The sequence below is a fragment of the Burkholderia sp. PU8-34 genome, assembly GCF_053427725.1.
Genome location: NZ_JBSAXC010000013.1, coordinates 135,375 through 149,284, shown reverse-complemented (window position 1 = coordinate 149,284; position 13,910 = coordinate 135,375). Strand labels below are relative to the sequence as shown.

Genomic DNA, 13,910 nt, shown 5'->3' with positions numbered 1-13,910 from the left:
ATTTTCTCCGGCGCTTCGATGCGGCCCTCGTGCGACGCGAGGGCCGTTTTTATTTTGACGAACGGGTGAACGGGAACGATGGCGCTGCACGCGCTTGATTTCGACGGAGCGCAGCGCCATATTGACCGCGCACACTCCTTCAACAACGCACCAAGAGGTTTTCGATGCGCCTGATTCTCGCCCTGCTCGTTCCGTGGCTGCAGTTCTTCACGATCGGCCGTCCGTTCGCCGGGCTGATCTGTCTCATCCTGCAACTGACGCTGATCGGCTGGATCCCGGCCGCGATCTGGTCGGTTTATGCGCTGAGCCAGTACAAGACCGATCGCAAGATCGAGGAAGCGCTGGGCGGCCGGCGCTGAGCGGGTAATTCGGCAGATTTCCATACAGATCATGCGGAGCAAGCAGCATGATCTGTATAGTTTTGTGCCGAAATGACCCGACTCGGATTCGGCCGACGGTACGACGCAAGCCAGTCGCCATAGCGCTTGCCCCCGCCGTCAGGCCTGCACCGGCCCATCCATTTCCGCCGCGCGCGCGAACAGCCAGTCGACGAACGTGTGCAGCGGCCGGTCGTCGTCATCGTCGCGATACAGGCAGTGAAACGGCGGCCCTTCGAGATGGACCTCGGGAAACAGCGCGACGAGCCGGCCGTTTGCGAGATCGTCGAGCACGACGGCGCGTGTTGCGAGGCATACGCCGAGCCCGCTGGCAGCGGCCTTGAGCAGCAGGAAGAAATCGCGATAGATCGGGCCACGCAGCGTCTCGGTGATGTCCGTGCCGGCCTGATGGAACCAGTACTGCCAGGCTTGCGGCACGCCCGCGTAGTGCAGCAGCGGCGCATGGCGCAGGTCGGACGGCACGCGCAAGCGCTCGAGCAGCGGATGGCCGGGCGCGCAGACGGGCACCGCGACGCCCGCGAGCAGCGGCCGCGACACGAAACCCTTGCGGCGCAGCTCCGGCGTATAGCGGCGGATCACCACGTCGCAGGTCTCGTCGAGCCGGTCCTGCTCGGCGTCGGGCGTCGCGGCGAGCTGCACGTCGATGCCTGGATGCGCAGCCTGGAACGCGGCCAGTTGCGGCAGCAACCAGCCGTGCGCGAACGACGCAGACGTATCGACGCGGATCGGCAGGCTGCCGCCTGAATCGAACATCTGCCCGGTCGCCTGCGCAAGCCGCCCGAGGCAGCTCGCGACGTCGACCAGATAATGCCGCGCACGCGGCGTGAGCCGCAGCGCGCGCCCGTCGCGCTCGAACAGCTTCTGGCCGAAGAACGATTCGAGCACGCGGATCTGCTGCGCGACCGCGCTCTGGGTCACGTTCAGCTCGTCGGCGGCGAGGGTCAGGCTTTGCAGGCGTCCGGCAGCTTCGAAGCTGCGCAGCGCGTTCAGGGGCGGCAGTCGGCGCATCGTGCGATCGCGAAGAAAAGCTACACAGTCGGTCAGAAAATGTCGTTTGTCGAGGGCAGGGCGCGTCCCTATGATTGCGCCGACAGGAGAACGCCCCGATGACGATCAAATCGCCGCCCGATGCCCGCTCAACCGGAATGCGCCGCTTTCGCCGAGCCCGGCGGACACGGACCTGGCGGCCGTGGTCGTCGGATGGCGAAGCCGCGCTGCCGTCGGCACGCGGCCGCCGCGCGCTGGCGCTCGCCGGCGCGTGCTTCATCGCCGCGCTGGCCGGATGCGCCGGCAAGCCGGCGGCGAACGAGCGGCAGATCGGCAGCGGCGGTTCGCTGGTGCGCTACAGCTCGAGCCAGACCGAGGTCGATCTGACCGATGCGGAGCAGCAGGCGCTGCGCATGCTGAGCGATCGCCGCTATGCGGGCGCCACGCAGGCGCGTGCGCTCGACGCGGTTGCGCAAGTGCTGCGCGCGCAGGGCTATGCACCGGTGACGGTCGATCGCGACACGGGGCTCGTCGAAGCGGGCCGCAGCGACACGCTGATGCCGACATGGCGGCAGGTGTTGCGCGGCGCGGTGAAGGCCCGCATCGGATGGGTTCCGGCGAAGCCCGATCACGAGCGCGTGGCCGCGATCGTGGCGGTCCGTACGACGCGCGGCACGGGCGGCACTGACGACGCGATGGTGCGCGTGCGGTTCGATCGCACGGTGTGGGACAGCAACGGCGATTCGCGCTCCAAGACCGTCGTCGAGCCGGCGTTCTATCAGACGTTTTTCGCGGCAGTCGACAAGGCGATGTGCACGACGGCGCCGTGCGGGCAATGACCAGTGTGCACAGGGCCAAATCATGCGGGAAGGGGATAACCGCAACGCATGCTCGACGGACGACGCGATGCACGCGCGGAGGCCGACGGGCGGGCTCCCGTGTTGCCGGTCGTCGCGTCGGGCACGCAGCACGGACGACCATGTGACGGGCGAGGGCACGATGCGTGCCGCGCGCGATGTTGCGCTACGCGGCACGGCGGTCCTACTTCACCGCAAACAGCGTCAGGTTCATGAAGATCTTGAACGCATAGCCGAGCGTCACCGCGCCCGCGACGCCGCCTGCCCACAGCAGCACGAACCACATCCAGCCGCGCAGTTTCGAGCGCGGCGCGGCGTCGTGCTCAGTGGTGGTAGTAGTGCTGGTCTTCATGGCGCACCTTGCCTCGGAATACCCAGTAACCCATCGTCGTATAGGCGATGATGATCGGCAGGATAACGGCTGCGCCGACCAGTGTGAAGGTCTGGCTTTCCCGCGGCGCTGCCGCTTCCCAGATCGTCATGTTCTGCGGAATCGCATACGGGAACAGGCTGACGAGCAGGCCGACATAGCCGAGCAGCACGAGCGCGAGCGCGAGCACGAACGGCGTCATGTCGTGCCGGCTGCGCACCGCGCGATACATCCACACCGCGCAGCCTGCGACGAGGAACGGCACCGGCAGCAGGCGCGAGAACAGCCCGGAATCGAACCAGCGTTCGGCGATCGCCGGATCCTGCAGCGGCGTCCACAGGCTGACGATCGCGATGAACGCGAGCAGCATGACCGTCAGCGGCCACACGACGCGATGCAGGCGGCGCTGCAGGTCGCCTTCGGTCTTCGCGACGAGCCAGCAGCAGCCGAGCAGCGCGTAGGTCACGATCAGGCCGAGCCCCGTCAGCAGGCTGAACGGCGTGAGCCAGTCGAACGCGTCGCCCGCGAACACGCCGTTCTTCACGTCGATGCCCTGCAGGAACGCGCCGAGCGCGACACCCTGGAAGAACGTCGCGCCGGCCGAGCCGCCGATGAACGCGAGATCCCACAGGTGCTTGGTGCGGCGCGCCTTCGCGCGGATCTCGAACGACACGCCGCGGAAGATCAGGCAGACCAGCATGAAGATCAGCGGCAGGTACAGCGCCGACAGCACGGTCGAATAGACGACCGGGAACACCGCGAACAGGCCGGCGCCGCCCAGCACGAGCCAGGTCTCGTTGCCGTCCCACACGGGGGCGACCGTGTTCATCATCAGGTTGCGCTCCTTCTCGTCCGGGAAGAACGGGAAGACGATGCCGATGCCGAGGTCGAAGCCGTCGAGCACGACGTACATGAAGAGCCCCAATGCGATGATCGCGGCCCAGATTACGGTGACGTCCATAGGTTTTCTCGTTTGCGGAAAAGGTGGGCCGCTCAGGCGGTCTCGATCAGCTCGTCGACGGCCGACATCGGACGGCGCGCGGTGTGGTCGGGGCGCGTATCCGGCTTGTCGTCATGCGGCACGTCGGGCAGCGCGGGGCCGGCCTTCATCAGCTTGAGCATGTAGTAGACGCCGGTGCCGAACACGAGGAAGTACACGATCACGAACGTCATCATCGAGATGCTGACCTGCTGCACGGACAGCGGCGACACGGCCTGCGCGGTGCGCATCACGCCGTAGACGACCCACGGCTGGCGGCCCGCTTCCGTCGTCACCCAGCCCGCGAGCAGCGACACGAAGCCGGTCGGCCCCATCGCGAGCGCCAAGCGCTGGAACCACTTCGACTCATACAGCCGGCCGCGGCGGCGCAGGAACCAAGCGAGCGCGGCGAGCCCGATCATCGCGAAGCCGAGGCCGACCATGATCCGGAAGCTCCAGAACACGACCGTCGAATTCGGCCGGTCCTCCGGCGGGAACTCCTTCAGGCCGCGGATCTCGCCGTCCCACGTATGCGTGAGGATCAGGCTGCCGAGATGCGGAACCTTCACCGCGTAGCGCGTCGTTTCGGCCTTCATGTCGGGAATCCCGAACAGGTTCAGCGGCGTGCCGCCCTTCTCGGTTTCCCACAGGCCTTCGATCGCGGCGATCTTCGCCGGCTGGTGCTTCAGCGTGTTGATGCCGTGCTGGTCGCCGATCAGCGCCTGCACCGGCGCGAGCACGAGCAGCAGCCACAGCGCCATCGAGAACATCTTCTTCACGCCCTGGTCGCGACGGCCCTTCAGCAGGTGCCATGCGCCGGTCGCGGCGACCACCAGCGCGGCCACGATGAACGCGGCGATCGCCATGTGGAAGAGACGGTACGGGAACGACGGGTTGAAGATGACCGCGAACCAGTCGGTCGGCACGACGCGGCCGTCGACGATCTCGAAGCCCTGCGGCGTCTGCATCCAGCTGTTCGACGCGAGGATCCAGAACGTCGAGATGATCGTGCCGATCGCGACCATCAGCGTCGCGCCGAAGTGCGCGCGCGGGCTCACGCGGTTCCAGCCGAACAGCATGATGCCGAGGAAGCCGGCTTCGAGGAAGAACGCGGTCATCACCTCGTACATCAGCAGCGGCCCCGTGACGGAGCCGGCGAAGCTCGAGAAGCCGGACCAGTTCGTGCCGAACTGATAGCTCATCACGACGCCGGAGACGACGCCCATCCCGAACGCGACCGCGAAGATCTTCGACCAGAACAGGCAAAGGGTTTTGTAGTACGGCTTGCCCGTCTTGAGCCAGCGGTATTCGAGCACCGCGATGAAACTCGCGAGGCCGATGCTCAGCGCCGGAAAGACGATGTGAAAGGAGACGGTGAATGCGAACTGCAGGCGGGCCAGATCGAGGGCCGAAAATGCGGTATCCATACCTGTTGACCGAAGCTGTCGATACCCGCCGGCGGGCCTGCCGACGGACCCTCGCCGCGATGGGCCGCAGGGTTGGCTGGAGTATGGGACGCGATGTTGCGGTGCGAAATGTGCCAACTCGTCGCAGATGTCCAGACCGTGCGCGGTCTTTATGGGATAAATCGTTGATTCGTATCAAGAACGCGGTGCGAGGCGCGCGCGGGCGCGCCGTGGCGGTCTGCCGCACCTGCGTCAATATGGCGCGTCGCGTCATCGGGAGCGCGCGGCCAGGAGTAGGATCGGCGTATGGCGCCGCGCGTGGTGCGATGCGGCCGCGGCGTCGGGTCTGAACCCTCCGCGAATGCCGGCGGTCCAGGCAGTTCGAGCCGGCCGGCCGACCGTTTCGACGCATTAGCCGGTAACGCTTGCGCACGCACCGACGGCCGCTGCGCGCTGCGTCTGTCACACCGGTAACGCCGTGCAACATTGCCTTGCGTGCCCGTAATGGATGCCGGATCGCGCGCAGCGTAGCGTTGAGTGCGTCGGGTTCGCGATCGCGAACCGGTTTTTTCGGAGATCGAGACGTGAATGCTTCGAAGCTCGCGCTGGGCGCTGTCGCCGCCATGGCGATCGGCACGGCGGGCGTCGCCCACGCCGCGCGTGTCGGGGTCTGGGTAGGCGGCGGCTACCCGTATTACTACCCCGTCGTGCCTGCCCCCTATTACTACCCGCCGCCCGTCGTCGCGGTGCCCGTCGCGCCACCTCCGCCGCCGGAGTACGTCGAACAGGGACAGGCGCAAGCGGGGCCCTCCGGAAGCGGCGCCGGCGACGTCTGGTATTACTGCGACGCGTCGAAGCACTACTACCCGTACGTGAAGGACTGCAAGTCGGGCTGGCGGTCGGTGCCGGCGCGGCCGCAGTGATGGAGGCGCAACGATGAACAAAGCGATTCGATATGTACGCTGGCCCGCGCTGGCGGTGCTCGCCGGCCTCGTCAGCGCGTGCGCGTACGTGCCGACCGGCCCGACCGTGATGGCGCTGCCCGGCACGGGCAAGTCGTTCGACCAGTTCCGCGTCGACGATGCGAACTGCCGCCAGTACGCATTCCAGCAATCGGGCGGCGTGACCGCCGGACAGGCGTCGACGGCGAGCGCAGTCGGTAGCGCGGCGGTCGGCACGGCGATCGGTGCGGCCGCGGGCGCCGCGTTCGGCGGCGGCCGGGGGGCGGCAGTCGGCGCCGGAGCTGGCCTGCTCGGGGGCAGCGTGGTGGGCGCGGGCGCCGCGCAGGGTTCTGCGTACGAGGTGCAGCGCAGCTACGACTATGCGTACCTGCAATGCATGTACGCGACCGGCAACCGCGTGCCGATGCCGGGCGGGATGAGCGGCGGCTATAGCGGCGCGCAGCGTGCCGCGCCGCCGATGCCACCGCCCGGCGTGCAGCCGCCGCCACCGCGTTACTGACGGCGCGCTGCGATGCGTCGCGAGCTGCGCTGGCGGCATGCCGCGCAGCATCGCCGGGTACGCTGCGAAGCCGCATGGCACGACATGCTTCAGCGACGCGTCGCGCGGCATTGCACGACGCGTTGCGGGAGCTGGCGCGGCAAGCGGAGCCGACACGCAATCCGCAACGATGGGTATCGCGTGTCGTCATGCGCGGCACGTCCGGCGTCAGGCGGACAACTGCCCGGCAAGCGCACGGCTTATTGCGTACACTCTGAGTCTCGTTTCTGCACCGCCGGTATCGGTGGATCCGTATCGGCACACGTTCACTCAGGGAACAACGATGATCGATTTACGCAGCGATACCGTGACGCGTCCGAGCTCGGCCATGCTGGCCGCGATGACTGCCGCCGAAGTCGGCGACGACGTGTGGGGCGACGATCCGACCGTGCTGCGCCTGCAGGCCGCGACGGCCGAGCGCGCGGGCAAGGAGGCGGGCCTGTTCTTTCCGAGCGGCACGCAGAGCAACCTCGCCGCGCTGATGGCGCATTGCGAGCGCGGCGACGAATACATCGTCGGCCAGCTCGCGCATACCTACAAATACGAAGGCGGCGGCGCGGCGGTGCTCGGCAGCATCCAGCCGCAGCCGATCGAGAACGCGCTCGACGGCACGCTGCCGATCGACAAGATCGTCGCCGCGATCAAACCCATCGACAACCACTTCGCGCGCACGCGCCTGCTCGCGCTCGAAAACACGATCGGCGGCCGCGTGCTGCCGACCGGCTACGCGGAAGAGGCTGTCGCGGTCGCGCGCAGCCGCGGCCTGTCCGCGCACCTCGACGGCGCGCGCGTGTGCAATGCGGCGGTCGCGTCGGGCCGCTCGATCGCCGAGCTGTGCGCGCCGTTCGACACGGTGTCGATCTGCTTCTCGAAGGGCCTCGGCGCGCCGGTCGGCTCGGTGCTGGTCGGCAGCCGGCCGCTGATCGAGCGCGCGCATCGCTGGCGCAAGGTGCTCGGCGGCGGGATGCGGCAGTCGGGCATTCTCGCGGCGGCCTGCCTGTATGCGCTCGAGCACAACGTCGAGCGGCTCGCGGACGATCACGCGAATGCCGCGCGCCTCGCCGAAGGGCTGGCGCGCATCGAGCCCGTGAAGGTGCAGTCGCACGCGACGAACATGGTGTTCGCGCAGTTCCCCGAAGCCGATCTCGCACCGCTCGAGGCGTGGCTCAAGGAACGCGGGATCCTCACGCAGATGCTCTATGCGTCGCGCTTCGTCACGCACTGCGACGTGTCGCGCGATGACATCGATACGTTCGTCAACGCGGTCGGCGCGTATTTCGCGCAGCGGCGCGCGTAATTACCCGATCTTCAGCGCGCGAGCGGCGCGAGCAGCCGCCGCGCCGCTTCGACGACGCGCGTGGACAGCGACGCCATCGCCGGCGACTGCACGGTCCATGCATGCCAGTACAGCGTGACGTCGGTCGGATGCCGCGGCGCGAGATCGACGAGCCCTTGCGCGTCGACCGGTGTGTCGCCGAGCAGCGGCGCCGGCACCATCGCATAGCCGAGCCCGTGCTGCACGGCCGCGAAATGCGCGTGCGTGCCCGGCACGTAGTGGCACGGATACGCGCCGACGGGCAAGCCGAATTTTTCCTCGAGAAACGACGACTGCAGCGTGTCGCGCCGCGAATACGCGACGACAGGCGCGCGGCGCGCGCTCGTGCGGGTCAGGCCGCGTGGAAACCAGTGCGCGGCGAACGCGGACGCGGCGAGCAGCCGGTAGCGCATCGTGCCGAGCGGCGTCGCGACGCAGCCGCGCATCGGCTTCGGCTCGGTCGTCACGCAGCCCACCGCCATCCCGCTTTCGAGCAGCGCGAACGTGTGGTCCTGGTCCTCGACGATCAGCTCGAACAGGATGCGTTCGCCGGCCAGCACCGACGTCAGCGCGGGCAGGAACCACGTGCCGAGGCTGTCGGAGTTGAGCGCGATCGTGACGGAGATCGGCGACGCGCGCTCGGCGGCGAGCGCGTTCTGCAGGTCGGCCTGCAGCAGGGCGACGCGGCGCACGTGCTGCAGCACGCGCTGGCCTGCGACGGTCGGCCGGCACGGCCGCGTGCGTAGCACGAGCGGCGTGCCGAGGCTCGCCTCCAGCGCGCGCACGCGCTGCGTGACGGCGGATGCGGTCACGTGCAGGCGGACGGCCGCCTGCTCGAAGCTGCCGGTGTCGGCGACGGCCAGCAGCGCGGCGGCCTGCTTCGGATCGATCGTCATCGACATGTCGGATGAAGTCCTGTGAAGGTGAACAAGTAACGGGCCAGCGGCCACACGCGATTGTCCACGAAGCGTGCGGAATGCGTCCACGGTCCGGCCGATTATCCGCGGCGCGCTTTCCGGCATCCTGTCGGTCATGCGCTGCGTGCGCTCACTGCACGCAGCCGCTTCGACCAGACGCAACGGAGAACGAACGATGAGCAAGACATTCAGGATCGCCGCGATCGCAGGCGACGGGATCGGCCAGGAAGTGATGCCGGAAGGCGTGCGCGTGCTGCAGGCCGCATGCGCGAAGTTCGGGCTGAACCTCGAGTTCACGCATTTCGAATGGGCGAGCTGCGACTACTACCTGCAGCACGGCAAGATGATGCCGGACGACTGGTTCGACACGCTGCGCGGCTACGACGCGATCTACTTCGGCGCGGTCGGCTGGCCCGACAAGGTGCCCGATCATATCTCGCTGTGGGGCTCGCTGCTGAAGTTCCGCCGCGAATTCGACCAGTACGTGAACCTGCGCCCGGTGCGCCTGCTGCCCGGCGTGCCGTGCCCGCTCGCGAACCGCAAGCCCGGCGACATCGATTTCTACGTGGTGCGCGAAAACACGGAAGGCGAATACACGTCGGTCGGCGGCAAGATGTTCGAAGGCACCGACCGCGAGTTCGTGCTGCAGGAAGCGGTGTTCACGCGCCACGGCGTCGACCGCATTCTCAAGTACGCATTCGAGCTCGCGAACGCGCGCCCGCGCAAGAAGCTGACGGCGGCGACCAAGTCGAACGGCATCGCGGTCAGCATGCCGTACTGGGACGAGCGTGTCGCGGCGGTGGCGGCCGGCTATCCGGACATCGCGTGGGACAAGCAGCACATCGACATCCTGTCCGCGCGTTTCGTGCTGCAGCCGGACCGCTTCGACGTCGTCGTCGCATCGAACCTGTTCGGCGACATCCTGTCCGATCTCGGCCCCGCGTGCACGGGCACGATCGGCCTCGCGGCGTCGGCGAACCTGAATCCGGAGCGCACGTTCCCGTCGCTGTTCGAGCCCGTGCACGGCTCGGCGCCCGACATCTTCGGCAAGAACATTGCAAACCCGATCGCGATGATCTGGTCCGGCGCGATGATGCTCGATTTCCTCGGCGATGGCGATGCGCGCTTCAAGGACGCGCACGATGCAATCATGCGCGCGATCGAGACGGTGCTGGTGGACGGGCCGCGCACGCCGGACATGGGCGGCACGGCGGATACGACGGCCGTCGGCAAGGCGGTCGCGGCGGCGATCTGACGCCGCAAGCATGTCGTGCAAGGCCGGATTCGGGATGCCGAACGCCGGCCGGGCCGGCGAACTCGACTGATCAACCGCAGAACGCAGAACGCAGACCGCCGCGTGCGTTCTGCTCAGTGCGGCGTGACCGCCGCTGCCGGCTGCGCGGCAAATGCCATCGCGTCCGCGGGCTCCGCCGCGCGGCACACGGCGGTCACCTGCAGCCCTTCACCATCGTCGGCGGGCTGCACGTGCCCCTGTTCGAGCAGCAACCGGAACGTGCCGTCCGGCAACAGCGCGCGGTACAGCGCGCGATAGTCGCCCTGACTCGCGAGCGCACCCTGCACCGCGGCTTCGCGTGCCGCGCGGTCGTCCGGATGCACGCGCGCCTGCAGCTCCGCATGGCGGCGCGGCGCGGTAGCCACATCCACGCCGAACAGCCGGCACCATTCATCCGACACGAACACTTCGTCCTGCGCGGGCCGCCACTGCCACGCGCCGCGCCCGGCCAGACGTTCGGCGTCCGCAAGCAGCGCGATCTGCGCGCGCAGCCGCTGTTCGACGGCCTTGCGCGCGCTGATGTCGATCGTCGTGCCGACCATCCGGGTCGGCCGGCCGGCATCGTCGACGAGCGTTGCGGTGCGCGATTCGATCCAGCGGACCGTGCCGTCGGGCAGCACGATCCGGAATTCCCACACGTACGGCTCGCGCGCGGCCACCGCCTGCTGCAGCGCCTGGCTGTTGAGCCAGCTGCGCTCCTCGGGGTGCAGGATTTCCCAGAATTCCTCGTTGCTGTGGATTTCGCGGCCGTACAGCTTCGCGCAGTTGGCCGAGTAGATCAGCTCGTCGCTGACGAGATTCCATTCCCACGTGACGATGCCGGCCGCTTCCTGCGCCTGCTTCATCCGCGCCTCGCTCGACACGATCTCCGCCGTGTAGCGGCGGCGCAGGTCGGTCATCGGCAGCTCGGTCTGCGCGCCGAGGCCGAGATCCTTGACCGCGTCGTCGCCGTAGCGCAGCCAGACCCAGTTGACGTCGAGGAACGCGGCCAGCTTGCGCAGGTTCGAGTAGTCGATCTCGCCGCCGCGCGTCCACTTGTGCACGGCCGGCCGCGAGATGCCGACCACGTCGGCAACCTGCTGCAGGCTCAGCTTCTTGTGCTCGAGCAGCACCTTGAGACGGAACGCGAACGTATCCTCGGACATCCATTCCTCTTCGTGACGGCGGCGCGCAGCCAAACGACAAGGGCGGCATGGCTCGCGGCCGCATCGTGCGGGCCGCGGGCCATGCCGCCGCGTCGGGAGGGGATGGCGCGCCGGGTTTCCCTGTATCCGCGGTAGTTTAACGGATACGGCGCGAGGAAATATTTACAGGTCGATCACGAGGCGCGGCGTGCGCGCACGCGACACGCACAGCAGGATCGTCTTCTGCGCGGCCTTTTCGTCGTCGTCCAGGTACTGGTCGCGGTGGTCGGCCTCGCCTTCGAGGATCGCGACTTCGCAGGTGCCGCACACGCCTTCGCGGCACAGCGATTCGATCTTCACGCCCGCGCGCTCGATCGCCTGCAGGATCGTCGTGTCCTCGGGCACCTCGAGCTCGAGACCTGAGCGCGCGAGCACGACCGTGAACGCCTGGCCGGCGGTGTCGGTCGCCGCGAACTGCTCGGAATGGAGCTGCGCCTTCGGCCAGCCGAGCAGCGCCGCGTTCGCGTACACCGCGTCGTTCAGCCCCTGCGGGCCGCACACGTACACGTGCGTGTCGGCCGGCAGCGACTTGAACAGGTGCAGCAGGTCGAGGCGCTGCCCGAGGCTGTCGACGTACGTGTGCACGTTCGCCGCGTGCGGGCCGGCCTTCAGTTCGTCGACGAACGCGCCATGCTCGGGGCTGCGGTATGCGTAATGCAGTTCGAGTTCGACGTCGCCGCCCGGCGCGTGTTCGGCGAGCTGCGCGAGGAACGGCGTGATGCCGATGCCGCCCGCGATGAACACGTGGCGGCGCGCGCGGCGGTCGAGCTCGAACAGGTTCGCGGGCGAGCCGATCGAGAGCTGCGTGCCGGCCGCAACGCGGTCGTGCATGAACGCCGAGCCGCCGCGCGATGCTTCCTCGCGGCGCACGGCGATCTGGTAGTGCCGCGTGTCATGCGGCGAGCTGAGCAGCGAATACGCGTTGTGATGCCACGCGTCGCCGTCCTGCATCGACACGAGCACGTGCGCGCCGCCGCTGAACGGCGGCAGGGCCGCGCCGTCGGGCAGCGCGAGCGTGAAGCGCTTGATCAGCGGGGTCAGGTTCTCGACGGCGACGACGTCGACGGAGATCGATTCACGGGCATTCATCGGGCATTCCTTTGCCGGCGGGCGGATCGCATCGGATCGGATCGGTACCGCGCGGCGGGTATCGCTGGGTCGTTCGGACAGGGACAAAGGGACGGACAAAGTGACGGACAAGCGGCGCGGGGGCCGAAACCCGCCGCGCCCGTCAACGGGATCAGGCGCTCACGCCGCCCATGCACAGGTATTTGATCGACAGGAAGTCGTCGATCCCGTACTTGGAGCCTTCGCGGCCGATGCCCGACTGCTTGACGCCGCCGAACGGCGCCACTTCGTTCGAGATCAGGCCGCTGTTGATGCCGACGATCCCGTATTCGAGCTGCTCGGCAACACGCCACACGCGGCCGATGTCGCGGCTGTAGAAGTACGCGGCGAGGCCGTAGATCGAATCGTTCGCGAGCCGCACGACTTCATCGTCGGTCGTGAAGCGCACGATCGGCGCGACCGGCCCGAAGATCTCCTCGGTCAGCACGGCCATCCCGGGTTTCGCATCGGCGAGCACGGTCGGCGCGTAGAAGTTGCCGCCGCGCGCATGCGGCGCGCCGCCCACCAGCACGCGTGCGCCTTGCTCGACCGCATCGCGCACGAGGCCGTCGACCTTGTCGCGCGCGGCTTCGTTGATCAGCGGGCCGATGTTGACGTCCGCGTCGAAGCCGTCGCCGACGTTGAACGCCGCGACGCGCGCCGCGAAGCGGCGGCAGAATTCGTCATACACGGCGTCGTGCACGAAGAAGCGGTTCGCGCACACGCAGGTCTGGCCCGCGTTGCGGTACTTCGACAGCAGCGCGCCTTCGACAGCCTTGTCGAGATCGGCGTCGTCGAACACGATGAACGGCGCGTTGCCGCCGAGTTCGAGCGACATCTTCTTGACCGTGTCCGAGCACTGGCGCATCAGCAGCCGGCCGACTTCGGTCGAGCCCGTGAAGGTCAGCTTCTTCACGAGCGGGCTCGACGTCATTTCCGCGCCGATCTCGCGCGACTTGCCGGTCACGACGTTGACGACGCCGGCCGGAATGCCCGCTTCCTCCGCGAGCGCCGCGAGCGCGAACGCGGACAGCGGCGTCTCGTTGGCCGGCTTGATCACGATCGTGCAGCCCGCGGCGAGCGCCGGCGCGGCCTTGCGGGTGATCATCGCCGCCGGGAAGTTCCACGGCGTGATCGCCGCGCACACGCCCACCGGCTCCTTCGTGACGACGAGGCGCTGGTCGGGGTTCGGGCTCGGGATCACGTCGCCGTCGATGCGCTTGCCCTGCTCGGCGAACCATTCGACGAACGACGCCGCGTACGCGATCTCGCCGCGCGCTTCGGCGAGCGGCTTGCCCTGTTCGCGCGTCATCAGCGCCGCGAGGTCTTCCTGGCGGGCCATGATCAGCTCGAACCACCTGCGCAGCAGGCGTGCGCGCTCCTTCGCGGTGGTCTTGCGCCAGCTCGCGAACGCCGCGTGCGCGGCGTCGATCGCGGCGCGCGTCTCGGCCGCGCCCATGTTCGGCACGTGCGCGATCAGCTCGCCCGTCGACGGGTTGGTGACGGCGAGCGTCGCGCCGTCGTCGGCGCCGCGCCACTGGCCGGCGATGTACGCCTGCTCACGCAGCAGGCCCGGTTGTTGAACGGAAGTCATGT

Annotated in this window: 14 protein-coding genes; 6 read left to right on the top strand and 8 right to left on the bottom strand. The window is 68.2% G+C overall.

What is annotated here, in order from left to right; translation table 11 throughout:
- The first annotated feature begins 164 nt into the window (after window positions 1-164).
- Entirely contained in the window at window positions 165-359 is a 195-nt protein-coding gene (locus ACV22Z_RS26500; RefSeq protein ID WP_065503455.1) for a YqaE/Pmp3 family membrane protein, read from the top strand.
- A gap of 138 nt (window positions 360-497) precedes the next feature.
- Here the strand turns inward: ACV22Z_RS26500 and ACV22Z_RS26495 are convergent, their stop codons facing one another.
- Window positions 498-1,406 (bottom strand): LysR substrate-binding domain-containing protein, encoded by a 909-nt coding sequence (locus ACV22Z_RS26495; RefSeq protein WP_448079235.1) that lies wholly within the window; start codon window positions 1,404-1,406, stop codon window positions 498-500.
- A 98-nt stretch (window positions 1,407-1,504) separates the two neighbouring features.
- Here ACV22Z_RS26495 and ACV22Z_RS26490 point away from each other — a divergent pair, with 98 nt between their 5' ends.
- Window positions 1,505-2,224: a hypothetical protein gene (locus ACV22Z_RS26490; RefSeq protein WP_448079234.1), complete on the top strand. Its 720-nt coding sequence runs from the start codon at window positions 1,505-1,507 to the stop codon at window positions 2,222-2,224.
- Between the two features lie 202 nt (window positions 2,225-2,426).
- Here ACV22Z_RS26490 and ACV22Z_RS26485 read toward each other — a convergent pair whose 3' ends face one another.
- From ACV22Z_RS26485 to ACV22Z_RS26475, 3 genes are read right to left on the bottom strand one after another with little or no spacing between them, the layout of a single operon-like run.
- Window positions 2,427-2,594, bottom strand: a complete 168-nt coding sequence (locus ACV22Z_RS26485; protein WP_448079233.1) for a hypothetical protein — start codon at window positions 2,592-2,594, stop codon at window positions 2,427-2,429.
- A complete protein-coding gene (cydB, locus tag ACV22Z_RS26480) occupies window positions 2,566-3,573 on the bottom strand; it encodes a cytochrome d ubiquinol oxidase subunit II (protein ID WP_448079232.1) in 1,008 nt (335 codons plus the stop codon). The genes ACV22Z_RS26485 and cydB overlap by 29 nt, the downstream gene beginning before the upstream one ends.
- Window positions 3,574-3,605: 32 nt before the next feature.
- Window positions 3,606-5,018 (bottom strand): cytochrome ubiquinol oxidase subunit I, encoded by a 1,413-nt coding sequence (locus tag ACV22Z_RS26475; protein ID WP_448079231.1) that lies wholly within the window; start codon window positions 5,016-5,018, stop codon window positions 3,606-3,608.
- A 563-nt stretch (window positions 5,019-5,581) separates the two neighbouring features.
- Between ACV22Z_RS26475 and ACV22Z_RS26470 the strand changes: the two genes are divergently transcribed.
- The 3 genes from ACV22Z_RS26470 (at window position 5,582) to ltaE (ending at window position 7,794) form a co-directional block, all read left to right on the top strand.
- A complete protein-coding gene (locus ACV22Z_RS26470) occupies window positions 5,582-5,920 on the top strand; it encodes a hypothetical protein (protein WP_448079230.1) in 339 nt (112 codons plus the stop codon).
- Window positions 5,921-5,933: 13 nt separating this feature from the next.
- Entirely contained in the window at window positions 5,934-6,458 is a 525-nt protein-coding gene (locus ACV22Z_RS26465; protein ID WP_448079229.1) for a hypothetical protein, read from the top strand.
- Window positions 6,459-6,780: 322 nt separating this feature from the next.
- Entirely contained in the window at window positions 6,781-7,794 is a 1,014-nt protein-coding gene (gene ltaE, locus ACV22Z_RS26460) for a low-specificity L-threonine aldolase (protein WP_448079228.1), read from the top strand.
- A gap of 11 nt (window positions 7,795-7,805) precedes the next feature.
- On the opposite strand, the gene ACV22Z_RS26455 is transcribed toward ltaE, so the two are convergent.
- Window positions 7,806-8,714, bottom strand: coding sequence for an HTH-type transcriptional regulator ArgP (locus ACV22Z_RS26455; RefSeq protein WP_448079227.1), 909 nt, complete (start codon window positions 8,712-8,714; stop codon window positions 7,806-7,808).
- 190 nt (window positions 8,715-8,904) lie between these two features.
- Between ACV22Z_RS26455 and ACV22Z_RS26450 the strand changes: the two genes are divergently transcribed.
- Window positions 8,905-9,984 (top strand): tartrate dehydrogenase, encoded by a 1,080-nt coding sequence (locus ACV22Z_RS26450; protein WP_448079226.1) that lies wholly within the window; start codon window positions 8,905-8,907, stop codon window positions 9,982-9,984.
- Between the two features lie 113 nt (window positions 9,985-10,097).
- Here ACV22Z_RS26450 and ACV22Z_RS26445 read toward each other — a convergent pair whose 3' ends face one another.
- The 3 genes from ACV22Z_RS26445 to ACV22Z_RS26435 form a co-directional block, all read right to left on the bottom strand.
- Window positions 10,098-11,168: a PAS domain-containing protein gene (locus ACV22Z_RS26445; RefSeq protein WP_448079225.1), complete on the bottom strand. Its 1,071-nt coding sequence runs from the start codon at window positions 11,166-11,168 to the stop codon at window positions 10,098-10,100.
- A gap of 162 nt (window positions 11,169-11,330) precedes the next feature.
- Window positions 11,331-12,296 (bottom strand): PDR/VanB family oxidoreductase, encoded by a 966-nt coding sequence (locus ACV22Z_RS26440; RefSeq protein ID WP_448079224.1) that lies wholly within the window; start codon window positions 12,294-12,296, stop codon window positions 11,331-11,333.
- Window positions 12,297-12,447: 151 nt separating this feature from the next.
- Window positions 12,448-13,908 carry an NAD-dependent succinate-semialdehyde dehydrogenase gene (locus ACV22Z_RS26435; protein WP_448079223.1) on the bottom strand — a complete coding sequence of 487 codons (1,461 nt, stop codon included), beginning with the start codon at window positions 13,906-13,908 and terminating at the stop codon, window positions 12,448-12,450.
- Between the last annotated feature and the right edge of the window lie 2 nt (window positions 13,909-13,910).